The following is a 12,946-nucleotide window of genomic DNA, read 5'->3' as shown; positions in this document are numbered from 1 at the left end:
AATTACTTAATGCTGCACTGAGAATAAGACTCTGGAGCAAATGCCTTGTCACCCGGAATGGTCGCAACTAGCTTGTAGTAATCCCATGGGCTTTTAACTTCGCTTGGTGTTTTAACTTCATACAGATACATGTCATGGACCATGGTTCCATCTTTGCGGATATAGCCATTTTTTGTAAACATGTCGTTAATTTTGACCTTGCGCATTTGCTGCATCACCTTGTCTGAATCACTAGTGCCAGCAGCTTTAACAGCATTCAAATACGTCATCGTGGATGAATAATTTCCTGCTTGAACCATGGTTGGCATGCGTTTCATTTTTTCAAAGAAACGTTTTGCAAACTTACGAGTTTGGTCATTTTGATCCCAATACCAGGCCTCGGTAGCCAGTAGGCCTTGTGCATTTTGGATGCCAATTGCGTGCACATCGGTAATGAATACCAATAAACCAGCAATCCTCATGGTTTTGGTAATACCAAACTCATTGGCAGCCTTAACGGAATTAATTGTGTCGCCACCTGCATTAGCCAAACCCAAGACCTGTGCTTTTGAGGCCTGCGCCTGCAATAAATAAGATGAAAAATCGCTAGCATTTAATGGATGCTTAGATGTCCCCAAAACCTTTCCACCAAGGGCGTTAATATCATTCGTTGCGTCTTTCTCAAGGGCATATCCAAAAGCGTAGTCAGCTGTTAAAAAATACCAAGTCTTTAAGCCCTTATTCATCATCCCTCTAGCTGAGCCGTATGCCAAGGCAACCGTGTCATAGGTGTAGTGAATGGTGTAGGGGGTGCACTGCTCATTCGTTAACGCGGAAGTTCCTGCTCCATTATTAATGTAGATTCGTTTTTTCTCTGCAGCCACTTTTGAAGTTGCCAAAGCAGTTCCAGAATTGGTTCCACCAAAAATAACGCTTACGCCATCTTGGTCAATCCACTCTCTGGTTTTTGATGCTGCGATATCTGCTTTGTTTTGGTGGTCTGCAGAAACTATTTCAATTTTTTTACCTAAAACACTGCCACCAAAGTCGGCAATAGCCATTTTGATTGACTCCAAGCCACCCTGACCATCAATGTCTGAATATAGGCCCGAGACATCGGTAATAAAACCGATCTTTACGGCAGTTGGATCGGCTGCATTTGCACTACTAGAGGCTGCGGCTAAAGCCACTACTGCCATAGAAATTAAAGTCCGTTTCATTATTTTTCCTTTAAAAGTAAATACTCAACTAAACGCCCAAAAAACCATTTAAGACTTCGGCCTTCGCCTTTAAGTCTGCACGTTCCACCACCTCGACTATCAAACCGCTTTCAACCACATAATGTCTGTCCGCAAGCTCAGCTGCAAATCTAAAGTTTTGCTCCACCAGCACAATCGTAAAGCCCCTGTTTCTTAATTTAGAAACAACCTCGCCAAGTTTTTCAACAATCACAGGCGCAAGCCCTTCGGTGATCTCATCTAACAGCAAAAGTTTGGCGCCAGTTCTTAAAATCCTCGCCATCGCCAACATTTGCTGCTCGCCGCCAGAAAGCCTGGTGCCGGGACTATTTCTTCTTTCATAAAGGTTGGGGAACATCTCGTAAATTTCTTCTAATTCCATGCCACCAGAAGAAATTTTTGGAGGAAGCAGGAGGTTTTCTTGAGCATCTAGGCTACCAAAAATACCTCTTTCCTCTGGGCAATAGCCAATCCCCAGGCGTGCAATTTGATAAGTTGGTAAATTAATAGTCTCGTTACCAAAAACACGGATAGAGCCTGTTCGTTTGCTAGTCAGACCTAAAATAGTTTTAAGCATGGTACTTCTGCCAGCACCATTTCTGCCCAAAAGAGTCACAACCTCGCCATCGCGCACTGCAAAGTTTAGGCCATGCAAAATATGAGACTCCCCATACCAAGACTCTAAATTTTTAACCTCTAGCGCCATGTCGCTCATAAAGCGTCGCCTCCATGGCTGCCCATATATGCCTCGACCACTAATGGGTTTTTAGAAACCTCTTGATAGGAGCCCTCTGCTAAAACCGCCCCACGTTGGAGTACGGTAATCCGATCAGCAATAGAGGCCACCACCTTCATATTGTGCTCAACCATTAAAATAGTGCGGCCTTTAGCGACGCGGTCAATTAGCTCCGTTACACGCTCTACATCCTCATGCCCCATGCCCTGCGTAGGCTCATCTAAAAGCATTAGCTCTGGCTCCATTGCTAAGGTAGTTGCAATTTCCAATGCTCGCTTTCGGCCATACGCTAGATTTAAAGTTTGTTCGTGGGCAAATTCTTCCAAACCAACCTCATGAAGAAGCTCCATGGCGCGCCCATTTAGAACCTTGAGGGATTCACCAGATTTCCAAAAATGAAACTCTGTGCCCAACTCTCGCTGCAGTGCAACACGAACATTTTCTAAAACTGTTAAATGGGGGAAAACTGCTGAAATCTGAAAAGAGCGAATAATTCCACGTCGCGCAATCTGTGCGGGCGCCTCTTTTGTAATATCAAAACCATTAAATAGAATTTGTCCGTTTGATGGTTCAAGAAATTTTGTCAGAAGATTGAAACAGGTGGTTTTGCCGGCGCCGTTGGGCCCAATCAATGCATGAATGGTTCCCCTGGTGACGTCTAAATTAACATCACTTACTGCAGAGAAACCTTTAAAAGATTTCCCTAGCCCAATGGTTTTTAATATTGTTTCTTGCAATCTCGTACCCTCTGTCCCTTGTTTGGGGCAAGACATTGAGGATACCGCAAGATGGGCTTGCTTTATATAGCGATAACCCTAAACCCTAAAAGGTTTGGTGTTTAAGACGATTGACTTATTTTTAGAAATTTTTGAATGGCGGTTCTCGCCGTACCATCCAAAACATCCAAAGGTACGCGTTGAGCGCCCTGAACAATCATCAGCGCATAAGGCTTTGCAAGAGTGGCCGCCTCGGGGCATAAGCGCAACTCCTCGCCTTCCGCCGGAGATTGGCTGCGCCAGTAATTAATCGCCGCCTCAAGCTCTTGAATGGTTACATACAACATGATCTATGAATGCTTTATTAGTCTTCGACAGCGAGCATAGTGCCGCGACATTTCTTTGCGCCACAACGACACTCGTAATCTTTCTTCATTTGCTTAGTAACTCGGCCCTCAACATCGAGCGAGTAATCGTAAAAGAGCTCCTCACCAACCCTTAATGAGCGCTTCGCATAAATGAACACGCGGGGCTCACCATTAATTTCTTTTTCTTTTGTTTCACAACTCGGCTTGCAAGAATGATTAATCCAACGCGCTGCATTGCCGCCGTATTTAGCATCGATTACACGACCATCGTCCAAGGAAAAATAAAAGGTGTGGTTTGGATCCTTTGGATCGTGCGGGTGGCGCTTCTCTGCCAACTTCCAACTAATGCGCTCACCCTTATATTCAATAATAGCCTGACCCTTCTTAATCGGCTTAACAACAAAAACCCCTTTGCCATGTATAGGGGAGGTTTTCACAACGACAGAAGATCGGTCCACCTTCGGTGGTTTTGTTTTTTTTGATTTCATAAGTTAAACGTCTAGGTTACGTGCGATCAGCGCGTTCTTTTCAATAAAGGCACGACGCGGCTCCACATCATCGCCCATCAGGGTTGTAAAGACCTGGTCTGCAGCAATTGCATCTTCAATTTTTACTTGTAGGAGTGTGCGTGAATTTGTATCCATAGTTGTTTCCCATAGTTGCGATGGATTCATTTCACCCAAACCTTTATAGCGCTGACGACTTAGTACGCGCTCAGCTTCCGATAACAGCCAGGAGAACGCGCCCCGAAAGTTGCTGATGATTTGTTCTTTTTGATTCTTATCTGGATCTCCACGGCGCACTTTTGAGCCTGGCAAAACTTTGCCGGATAAAACGGCTGCAGCATTTGCAAGGCTTTGATAATCGTCCCCGTGAACAAAATCTGAGTTAATGGAAGATAGCTTTAGGTTTCCATGGATGCGGCGGGATAGAAGAAGCTTGAAGCGCTCTGTGCGCTCTTCTTTTTGAACAATGATTTCTGGCGGCAAGGCCAAAGGGTTTAAAGAGTCGGTCAAAGCTAACCTCAGACGCGCAGCAGATTCGTTGGCAGAGCTTTCGGTATCCAGGTTTAGTTGGGTGCCGGATGCAATGGCGCGCAACGCGTCCTCATCAATGGTGCGCGATAGCCGGTCAACAATTGACTGGATCACTTGATAGTGTTTTGCTAGCTCGTTAAGAGCTTCGCCCTCAATAATTTCGCCTGAGGGCGTTTGCAGTGACGCCGTTTCAAGCGCTATCTTTAACAGCAGCTGATTAAGCTCTGCATCATCCTTAATATATTGCTCATTTTTCCCAAACTTTACCTTGTATAGCGGCGGCTGAGCAATATAGATGTGGCCACGCTCAATTAATTCCGGCATTTGTCTATAGAAGAAAGTGAGCAAAAGGGTGCGAATATGGCTTCCATCTACATCCGCGTCGGTCATGATGATGATGCGGTGATAGCGCAACTTATCAGCCTTGTACTCTTCGATACCAATGCCGGTACCTAAAACAGTAATTAATGTGACCACCTCTTGGCTCGCCAGCATTTTGTCAAAGCGGGCTTTTTCTACGTTGAGGATTTTCCCTTTTAGAGGAAGAATTGCTTGGAAGCGGCGGTCACGCCCCTGCTTTGCAGAGCCGCCCGCTGAATCACCCTCGACAATAAACAGCTCTGATTTGGTAGGATCCTTCTCTTGGCAGTCAGCCAACTTCCCAGGCAAACCCAAACCATCTAAAACGCCCTTACGTCTTGTCATGTCGCGCGCTTTGCGTGCAGCTTCTCGCGCACGAGCAGCATCAACAATTTTTCCACAAAGAATTTTTGCGTCTGCTGGGCGCTCTTGAAGATATGCGCTTAGGGCTTCTGCAACAATTTCTTCTACCGGGCCGCGCACTTCACTAGAAACGAGCTTATCTTTAGTTTGGCTGGAGAATTTTGGCTCCGGAACCTTAACCGATAAAACGCATGCCAGACCCTCTCGCATATCGTCGCCAGAAATTTCTACTTTTGCTTTCTTTGCAACCTCATTTTCATCAATGTATTTGTTGATGACCCGAGTCATTGCCGCTCGTAAGCCGGTTAAATGAGTACCGCCATCGCGCTGAGGAATGTTGTTTGTAAAACAAAGTACTTGTTCGCTAAAGCTATCGTTCCACTGCATTGAAACTTCAGCCGTAATGTTGCCACCTAAGTCTGATGGGCGGATACCTTCGGCGTAGAAAATATTCGGGTGTAAAACAGTTTTGTTTTGGTTGATGTACTCAACAAACCCTTTAACGCCACCAGAATAAGCAAAGTCCTCTTCTTGGCCTGTACGTTGATCAATCAACTTGATGTGTACCCCATTATTTAAAAAGGAGAGTTCACGAATGCGCTTTACAAGAATTTCATAATGAAATTCTACGTTTCCAAAAATAGTTTCATCGGCTAAAAAATGCACCTCAGTACCAGATAGCTCTGTATCACCGGTCACGGTAATCGGTGAGGTTGCAACACCATTCTCTTCTTGAATATTGCGGTTTTGAATAACGCCGCGTGCAAATTCCATGTAGTGCGCTTTGCCATCGCGACGAATGGTTAGCTTTAGCCATTTGGATAGCGCGTTTACGCAACTAACTCCTACACCATGCAAACCACCTGAAACTTTATAACTGTTTTGGTCAAACTTGCCGCCAGCATGCAGCTCTGTCATCACAATTTCTGCGGCGCTTCTTTTGGGTTTGTGTTTGTCGTCGTACTTAATACCGGTTGGAACGCCACGGCCATTGTCAACAATCGAAATGGAGTTATCGGTTTGGATCACCACCGTAATTTCAGTACAGTAGCCAGCCAAGGCCTCATCAATGGAGTTGTCTAGAACCTCAAAAACAAGGTGGTGAAGGCCCGTACCATCAGAGGTATCTCCGATATACATTCCTGGGCGCTTACGAACAGCCTCAAGACCCTCTAAAATTTGAATCGATGCTGCACTATACTGCTCTACTACTTTTTTTTCTTCAGTCATTTTTTTCTAAATTAAATACGCATTGGCATCACAACATACTTAAAATTCTCTGAGCCAGGCAGAGTAATTACAGCGCTGCTGTTTGCATCACCTAAGCTAATTTGAATCTTGTCATTTTTTAGGTTGGATAGAACATCAAGTAGATAACTTACATTAAAGCCAATCTCTACCGCATCGCCACCATATTCAACTTCAATCTCCTCTTGAGCCTCTTCTTGTTCGGCATTGGTTGATTGAACGGTAATGCGATTGGGTGACAAAGAGAAACGGACACCTTTAAATTTGTCCGTAGTCAGGATGGCTGCACGTTGAAGCGCGGCTTGCAAAAGATCACGGCCCACAACCAATGAATTTTTTTGACCTTTTGGAATAACCCTCTGGAAGTCAGGAAACTTTCCCTCTACAAGTTTTGAAATTAACTCGATATCACCAAAAGAAAATTTCACCTGATTCGCTGTTAAATTGATTTCCAATATTTCGTCAGAGTCATCAAGCAGATGCTGGCACTCTAAAATTGTTTTGCGAGGAATAATAATTTCTTGTCTTTGACCAGACCCCGATGGAGCCTCAGTTAATTCCACACGTGAATACGCGAGACGATGCCCATCTGTGGCTACAGCAATAACTTCCTTACCCTCTATAACGAGCAGCATGCCATTTAGGTAATAACGAATGTCTTGCTGGGCCATTGAGAAATGGACTTGACTGATAAGCTGACGAAAGCTTTTTTGCGACATCTTCCAAGCAGCGGTAACCTCACCGACACTTTGCATTACTGGAAACTCGGTTGCAGACAAGGTTTGAAGAGAAAAACGACTCTTGCCGCTTTGAACAACCATGCGGTTATCTTTCAGATTTAAAGAAACGGGGCCCTCAGGCAGCGCTCTCAAAATATCCAATAATTTGCGTGCCGCAACCGTTGTTGTGACCTCTTCAGTACCGACACCAAAATTAGCATTTGTTGTAATTTGGATTTCAATGTCCGTGGAAATAAAGGAAACTTTCTCGCCATTCTTTTTAAATAAAAGATTTGCCAAGATAGGTAGGGTATGTCGACGTTCAACAATGCCACTAACAACCTGGAGAGGTTTTAGTAGGCTATCGCGAGAAGTGTTAACGAGTTGCATTGCTTTTAAATCCTTGTATATATCTTATTAGTAGTAATAGTAAGGGCCTATTTTTCGGTGGATAAGTCAAAAACCTTATATAAAACAACAAACTAAAGACAAAAAAACCTGTGGAAAACCTCTGTATAAACGCTGCATAAAAAGGGGATAACTTTTGTTCAGTATCCTATTTTTGCATGAAGCGTGAGCTTTCCACAATTTATCCACACACAATCCCCAAACTTATCCCTAGGCTTGTCCACAACCTTATCCACAGGCCAAAACCTAGGCTTTCAGCGTTTGTTCAATCACGTGGATTTCGTGATTCAGCTGACTATCGTGTGAGCGCTCTTCCGCAATCTTCCGAACAGCATGTAAAACGGTGGTGTGGTCGCGACCACCAAATAGTTCGCCTATCTCAGGCAGGCTTTTTTGGGTCAATTCCTTAGCCATAAACATTGCTATCTGTCGCGGGCGTGCAATATTGGCAGGACGCTTTTTGGAATACATGTCCGCCACCTTAATGCTGTAAAAGTCGGCCACCGACTTTTGGATATTTTCTACTGAAATTTGGCGATTTTGAATTGACAGTAGGTCCTTTAGGGCTGTTTTGGCAACCTCAATTGTTACTTCCCGGCCATGGAAACGGACAAAGGCCAAAATCTTACGTAGCGCGCCCTCCAGCTCCCGAACATTTGAGCGTAAGTGCTTGGCAACAAAAAACGCCACATCCTCACTCATGGGGATTCCTTCGCTAACCGCTTTTTTCATCAAAATAGCCACACGCATCTCAAGCTCTGGGGGCTCTATTGCCACCGTAAGGCCAGAGTCAAACCGCGAGATGAGTCGATCATCAATGCCAGCCATCTCCTTTGGGTACGTATCGCTAGTGATAATGACCTGTGATTTATTGCTTAAAAGTGCCTCGAAGGCATAGAAGAACTCTTCCTGGGTGCGAGACTTGCCGCTGAAGAACTGAATGTCATCAATCAACAGCAGGTCAAGTGAGTGGTAGTAGCGCTTAAAGCGATCAAAAGCCTTTTGTTGATAGGCTCGCACTACATCAGAAACATACTGCTCTGCGTGAATGTAGCGAATTCTGGCGTTGGGCTTCTCTTTTAAAAGGTGGTTGCCAATCGCATGAATTAGGTGGGTTTTGCCCAAACCAACCCCACCATATAAAAACATTGGGTTGTATGAGGTTCCTGGGTTGTGTGCCACCTGAATAGATGCTGCGCGTGCCAGTTGGTTGGCCTTACCAGTAACAAACGTTTCGAATGTTAGGTTTGGATTGAGTTTTGAGTGATCCTCAATCTCAAAAGACTGCTCTTCAACCAAAATGACAGGCTCTACTTCTCCAAGCTCTTTGGCTGCCGAAGTGCTTAGGTCGACAACAGGGCTTGGATTGGGGCTTGAGGTGAGCTCTACATTAAGTACAAAATTGACATTGATTGCCAGTCCAAAATATTGGGACGCTAGCTCTTGAAAGCGATCAGCAAAAGTCTTTTTAATCCAATCTAACTTAAAACGGTTGGGCGCACCTATTGTTAGTAAGTGATCACTCTCATCAAAAGATACCAGGGACAAGGGTTGTATCCAGGTTTTAAACTGCTGCGGCGATAGTTCGCGGGATAGAGCGCCAATAGCGCTGTCCCAAAAACCCAGTGGGCTGATTGAATTCAAGGCGGGAGGATTTTGTAAGTTACTCATATTTTTAGAGGATCCATTGTAGCGATGAGGCAAAGTTATCCACAAGCTAAAAAATCGTGGAAAAGCTGTGGATAACTTGTGTATAAAGAGAAAAACACCTTGTAAATTAGTGATTTAAGAAAAAATCTCACAAAAATAGAGAAAAACACCTACATATTCATCAGGATTGATTGACCTTTTGCTCCGCAACAAGGAAAATACTTGGTTTTCCTAGGATCTATCATGAAAAGAACATACCAACCCTCAGTAACCCGCCGTAAACGTACCCACGGTTTTCGCATCCGCATGAAAACCAAAAGCGGGCGCGCAGTTTTAAACGCACGCCGCGCAAAAGGTCGCAAACGTTTGGCCGTTTAATTTTTAGACATTGAACAGCGCAAGGATTTCTGAATTACTAAAAACACGCCCTAAGACAAGCTTGTATTGGGGTATGTATTTGGCTTCGGCCCAAGACGGAAAGCAACCGGACTTAGGAGTGGCAGTGGCTAAGAAGCTCGCTAAGCGGGCGGTTGATCGCAATCGCTTAAAGCGAATGATTCGAGAGTTAGTTTGGACGGCCCAAGCCGCAACATTGAAAAGCGATGTGGTGGTTAAGTTAAAAAAGCCAATTGGGCGTGAAACTCGGGGCAAGCTCAGAAAAAAAGAGAAAGATCTTTTGCGCCAACAAATGACGGGGCTAATTTAACGTGCGCCCTTTGAATGCCGCATCAATTAGGTTGATTAAGCTCTATCAACTGTTCTTAAGCCCCTATTTAGGCATGCACTGTAAGTATGTGCCCAGCTGCTCCCAATATGCTTGCGACTGTTTTACGCATTACGGATTTATAAAGGGCTTTGGCCTTAGTGTGTGGCGTATATTGCGTTGTAACCCTTTGTCACACGGCGGTTATGATCCCGCTGTAAAACAAACATCTCATTAACTTAAGTGAACACAAATGGATTTTAAAAAAACAATTCTTTGGGCCGTGTTTTCTATGTCGGGCCTGATGCTTTACAACAATTGGCAAGTTCACGATGGCAAGCCATCCCTGTTTGGTGGCACTCCGGTTAGTGCCCCGGTAAGCGTCGAGAAGACTTCTGTAGGCAATAAAGTAGACGCCCCTGTGCAGGCGCTTGGTAATGCAGCCAAGCCCGCTGCGCCTGTAGTAAATCCTGGCAATATTGAAAGCGCCGAAAAGTTTACTTTAAAGAATGATGTTTTGGAATTAGAAATTAGTGCGGTTGGCGCAAACGTAGTTGATGCCAAATTATTAAAAGCTTTTACTGCCGAACAAAAACCAGTAGAACTTTTTCAATACACGCCAACACATAAATACTTTGCTCGCTCTGGATTGGTGGCGCTTGGCAATGCTGACTTACCAAATCACACAAGCACTTTTAAACTACTTCAATCTGGCAAAGATGGTTCAGGTAGGCCGTTTGTTACGCTAGCGAGCGAGCGAAATGGCGTGAAGTTAGAAAAAACATTCATCCTCAACCCCGGAAGTTATGTAGTGGATGTTGGCCATCGCGTTACACAGGCAAGCGCAAACACTAGTCCGCTTGTTCTCTATACCGAGATTGTGCGTGATGCATCACAGGAACAAAAGATTGGCCCTTTTGACGGAGCGTTTTCTGCAAGCACCTTTACGGGCCCCGCCGTCTACACCGGCAAAGAAAAATTTAATAAGCTCGAATTCACCGAGATTGATAAAAATAAGATTACCATTCCAGCCCAGGCGCCCGCAGGCGATCCAGCATGGGTCGCTATGGTGCAACATTATTTTGCAAGCGCCTGGATTCCTGGTGATAAATTTGCGCGCGATATCTATGCAGGAAAAATAGATAACGGCTTGTATCGTATTGGCATCCAAACGCCTCTTGGCGATGTTGCCCCTGGCAGCACGGTTGTAGAAAAAGCACGCCTTTTTGTGGGCCCACAAGAAGAAAGCATGCTTGAAACAATCGCTCCTGGCTTCGAATTATTAAAAGACTATGGCTATCTGACTATTTTGGCCAAGCCTATTTTCTGGTTGTTAGAAAAGATTCATGGTTATGTTGGTAATTGGGGTTGGTCCATCATCTTGCTTACCATTTTGATTAAGTTGGTGTTCTTCCCGCTTTCCGCTGCAAGCTATAAATCTATGGCACGCATGAAAGAAGTGCAACCACGCCTAATGGTAATGAAAGAGCAGTACAAGGGTGAACCACAAAAGCTAAATCAAGCAATGATGGAAATGTACCGCAAAGAAAAAATTAATCCCTTAGGCGGTTGTTTGCCAGTGGTAATTCAGATACCGGTGTTTATCTCTCTTTATTGGGTGCTTTTGTCTTCTGTTGAAATGCGCGGCGCACCTTGGATTTTGTGGATACATGACCTGTCAATTCCTGACCCGTATTACATCTTGCCGCTCATCATGGCCGCTTCAATGTTTGTGCAAACGAAGTTAAATCCTACGCCACCTGACCCAGTTCAGGCCAAAATCATGATGTATATGCCGATCGTATTCTCGGTAATGTTCTTTTTCTTCCCTGCTGGTTTGGTTTTGTACTGGGTTGTTAACAACCTATTGTCAATTGCACAGCAATGGCAGATCAACCAAATGTTTGGAAAAAAACACGCCAAGTAATTTTTTAATGGCATAACAATCCAATGGAAAATGCACAGCAATGATGACAAGACAATTGCCCATCATTGCTGTAGCAACAGCTCCTGGTAAAGCTGGGGTTGGCGTAGTCCGCATTAGCGGCAAAAATTTAGAGGCTATCACTAAGGCCCTCTTTCAAAAAACACTAAAGCCAAGGCAAGCTAATTTACTGACCTTGCGCAATTCTGACGGTCAAACTATTGATCAGTTAATTGCTATTTATTTTTCATCGCCTGCATCGTTTACTGGCGAGGATGTCCTAGAGCTTCAGTGCCATGGCGGACCACAACTCCTTGAGCTAGTGATGCGACGCTGTCTTGAGCTTGGAAAAGATGAGGGCCTTGTCATTGCTGAGCCGGGAGAGTTTTCACTTCGTGCCTATCTCAATAACAAAATAGACTTGGCCCAAGCAGAGGCGATCGCAGATTTAATTGACGCACAAAGTGAGGCCGCAGTGCGTGGCGCAGCTCGTTCATTACAGGGCACCTTTTCTAATGACATCAACGCGCTGATTGAAGAGATTACGCAATTGCGGATCTTGGTGGAGTCTACCCTCGACTTTCCAGAAGAAGAAATTGAGTTTTTGGAAAATGCCCAGGCGCGTCAGCGTTTATTAGCAGTGAAAACAAAATTACAGGCTTTGCGTGCTGGCGCGAAACAGGGAAAAATTTTGCGTGATGGTATTCATATTGTTTTGGCTGGGGCACCCAATGTTGGTAAAAGCTCCCTTCTAAATAGGTTAGCAGGCGAAGAGGTGGCAATCGTTACCCCGATTGCTGGGACAACTAGAGATCGGGTAAAGGAAAGCATCAATATTGAGGGTGTTCCTATTCACATTATTGATACCGCTGGCCTCAGAGAAACGATTGATGTGCTGGAAGCCAAGGGGATCGAAAGGTCTTGGGACGCGATTCGCATGGCTGATTTGGTCATTTTTCTGAGTGATATAGAAACTCAAGCTGATGCCCATAACCTTCGAGAACAGATTTTGAGCGAGCTTTCTCCAAAGTGTCCGGTTTTAGATGTTCTGAATAAGGTAGATTTGTTTGCTGCACCACCCAGGATCGCCCAAGGCAATATTTTGTTGATTTCCGCCAAAACTGGTCATGGTGTTGAGGCCCTCAAGCAAAAAATATTGCAAGCAGTTGGTTGGGCCGGCCCCCAAGAAGGTGCCATTTTGGCTCGCTCCAGGCATTTAGATTGCATTGAGCGTGCCGCGGAACATATTGAAAAATCAGAAGAATTCGCAGCAAATGGCAACAGTTCGCTTGAATTATTCGCAGAAGAGCTATTTTTGGCTCAAAATCACCTCGGACAAATTACCGGAAAACTCCTTCCAGACGATCTTTTGGGCAAAATTTTTAGCCAATTCTGTATTGGCAAATAGAGGGTTCATCCCCCCTTGGGGATGGCCGCTTATATGACCAAAATGATAAAATCGTCGGATTAAAAAATTAAAACTTCATAGGAAAACAC

The 12,946-nt window shown here is 44.6% G+C and carries 13 protein-coding genes; 5 read left to right on the top strand and 8 right to left on the bottom strand.

Annotated elements, in window-relative coordinates:
• Positions 1-2: 2 nt before the first annotated feature.
• From ICN38_RS01345 to dnaA, 8 genes are all read right to left on the bottom strand, one after another.
• Positions 3-1,199, bottom strand: a complete 1,197-nt coding sequence (locus tag ICN38_RS01345) for an ABC transporter substrate-binding protein (RefSeq protein WP_216254157.1) — start codon at positions 1,197-1,199, stop codon at positions 3-5.
• A gap of 28 nt (positions 1,200-1,227) precedes the next feature.
• Entirely contained in the window at positions 1,228-1,932 is a 705-nt protein-coding gene (locus tag ICN38_RS01340) for an ABC transporter ATP-binding protein (protein ID WP_216254154.1), read from the bottom strand.
• On the bottom strand, positions 1,929-2,726 hold the full coding sequence (locus ICN38_RS01335) for an ABC transporter ATP-binding protein (RefSeq protein WP_216254151.1): 798 nt from the start codon (positions 2,724-2,726) through the stop codon (positions 1,929-1,931). The genes ICN38_RS01340 and ICN38_RS01335 overlap by 4 nt, the downstream gene beginning before the upstream one ends.
• A 65-nt stretch (positions 2,727-2,791) precedes the next feature.
• Complete coding sequence (locus tag ICN38_RS01330; protein WP_216254148.1) at positions 2,792-3,016, bottom strand: DUF3717 domain-containing protein; 225 nt, start codon at positions 3,014-3,016, stop codon at positions 2,792-2,794.
• Between the two features lie 17 nt (positions 3,017-3,033).
• Positions 3,034-3,525: an SET domain-containing protein gene (locus ICN38_RS01325; protein WP_216254145.1), complete on the bottom strand. Its 492-nt coding sequence runs from the start codon at positions 3,523-3,525 to the stop codon at positions 3,034-3,036.
• A 3-nt stretch (positions 3,526-3,528) separates the two neighbouring features.
• Positions 3,529-6,027, bottom strand: coding sequence for a DNA topoisomerase (ATP-hydrolyzing) subunit B (gene gyrB, locus ICN38_RS01320; RefSeq protein WP_216254143.1), 2,499 nt, complete (start codon positions 6,025-6,027; stop codon positions 3,529-3,531).
• 11 nt (positions 6,028-6,038) lie between these two features.
• Entirely contained in the window at positions 6,039-7,154 is a 1,116-nt protein-coding gene (dnaN, locus tag ICN38_RS01315; RefSeq protein ID WP_216254140.1) for a DNA polymerase III subunit beta, read from the bottom strand.
• Between the two features lie 264 nt (positions 7,155-7,418).
• Entirely contained in the window at positions 7,419-8,843 is a 1,425-nt protein-coding gene (gene dnaA / locus ICN38_RS01310; RefSeq protein WP_216254138.1) for a chromosomal replication initiator protein DnaA, read from the bottom strand.
• A gap of 222 nt (positions 8,844-9,065) precedes the next feature.
• Here dnaA and rpmH point away from each other — a divergent pair, with 222 nt between their 5' ends.
• The 5 genes from rpmH to mnmE are packed head-to-tail and all read left to right on the top strand — an operon-like array spanning position 9,066 to position 12,857.
• Positions 9,066-9,200, top strand: coding sequence for a 50S ribosomal protein L34 (gene rpmH / locus ICN38_RS01305; protein ID WP_011903922.1), 135 nt, complete (start codon positions 9,066-9,068; stop codon positions 9,198-9,200).
• A 10-nt stretch (positions 9,201-9,210) separates the two neighbouring features.
• On the top strand, positions 9,211-9,528 hold the full coding sequence (gene rnpA, locus ICN38_RS01300; RefSeq protein ID WP_255562662.1) for a ribonuclease P protein component: 318 nt from the start codon (positions 9,211-9,213) through the stop codon (positions 9,526-9,528).
• Between the two features lies 1 nt (position 9,529).
• Entirely contained in the window at positions 9,530-9,763 is a 234-nt protein-coding gene (gene yidD / locus ICN38_RS01295) for a membrane protein insertion efficiency factor YidD (protein WP_216254136.1), read from the top strand.
• A gap of 15 nt (positions 9,764-9,778) precedes the next feature.
• On the top strand, positions 9,779-11,452 hold the full coding sequence (yidC, locus tag ICN38_RS01290; RefSeq protein ID WP_216254132.1) for a membrane protein insertase YidC: 1,674 nt from the start codon (positions 9,779-9,781) through the stop codon (positions 11,450-11,452).
• Between the two features lie 43 nt (positions 11,453-11,495).
• Positions 11,496-12,857 (top strand): tRNA uridine-5-carboxymethylaminomethyl(34) synthesis GTPase MnmE, encoded by a 1,362-nt coding sequence (mnmE, locus tag ICN38_RS01285; RefSeq protein WP_216254128.1) that lies wholly within the window; start codon positions 11,496-11,498, stop codon positions 12,855-12,857.
• Positions 12,858-12,946: the final 89 nt, after the last annotated feature.

This window comes from Polynucleobacter sp. AP-Melu-500A-A1 (assembly GCF_018882125.1).
GTDB lineage: Bacteria > Pseudomonadota > Gammaproteobacteria > Burkholderiales > Burkholderiaceae > Polynucleobacter.
This window is presented reverse-complemented; position numbering and strand designations above follow the sequence as displayed.

What these genes read in the sequence shown, in the direction of transcription:
- dnaN (WP_216254140.1), bottom strand. Translation starts at nt 7,154, where the DNA reads ATGCAACTCGTTAACACTTCTCGCGATAGCCTACTAAAACCTCTCCAG.
- ICN38_RS01340 (WP_216254154.1), bottom strand. Translation starts at nt 1,932, where the DNA reads ATGAGCGACATGGCGCTAGAGGTTAAAAATTTAGAGTCTTGGTATGGG.
- rpmH (WP_011903922.1), top strand. Translation starts at nt 9,066, where the DNA reads ATGAAAAGAACATACCAACCCTCAGTAACCCGCCGTAAACGTACCCAC.
- mnmE (WP_216254128.1), top strand. Translation starts at nt 11,496, where the DNA reads ATGACAAGACAATTGCCCATCATTGCTGTAGCAACAGCTCCTGGTAAA.
- dnaA (WP_216254138.1), bottom strand. Translation starts at nt 8,843, where the DNA reads ATGAGTAACTTACAAAATCCTCCCGCCTTGAATTCAATCAGCCCACTG.
- ICN38_RS01335 (WP_216254151.1), bottom strand. Translation starts at nt 2,726, where the DNA reads ATGTCTTGCCCCAAACAAGGGACAGAGGGTACGAGATTGCAAGAAACA.
- yidC (WP_216254132.1), top strand. Translation starts at nt 9,779, where the DNA reads ATGGATTTTAAAAAAACAATTCTTTGGGCCGTGTTTTCTATGTCGGGC.
- gyrB (WP_216254143.1), bottom strand. Translation starts at nt 6,027, where the DNA reads ATGACTGAAGAAAAAAAAGTAGTAGAGCAGTATAGTGCAGCATCGATT.
- ICN38_RS01325 (WP_216254145.1), bottom strand. Translation starts at nt 3,525, where the DNA reads ATGAAATCAAAAAAAACAAAACCACCGAAGGTGGACCGATCTTCTGTC.
- ICN38_RS01345 (WP_216254157.1), bottom strand. Translation starts at nt 1,199, where the DNA reads ATGAAACGGACTTTAATTTCTATGGCAGTAGTGGCTTTAGCCGCAGCC.
- ICN38_RS01330 (WP_216254148.1), bottom strand. Translation starts at nt 3,016, where the DNA reads ATGTTGTATGTAACCATTCAAGAGCTTGAGGCGGCGATTAATTACTGG.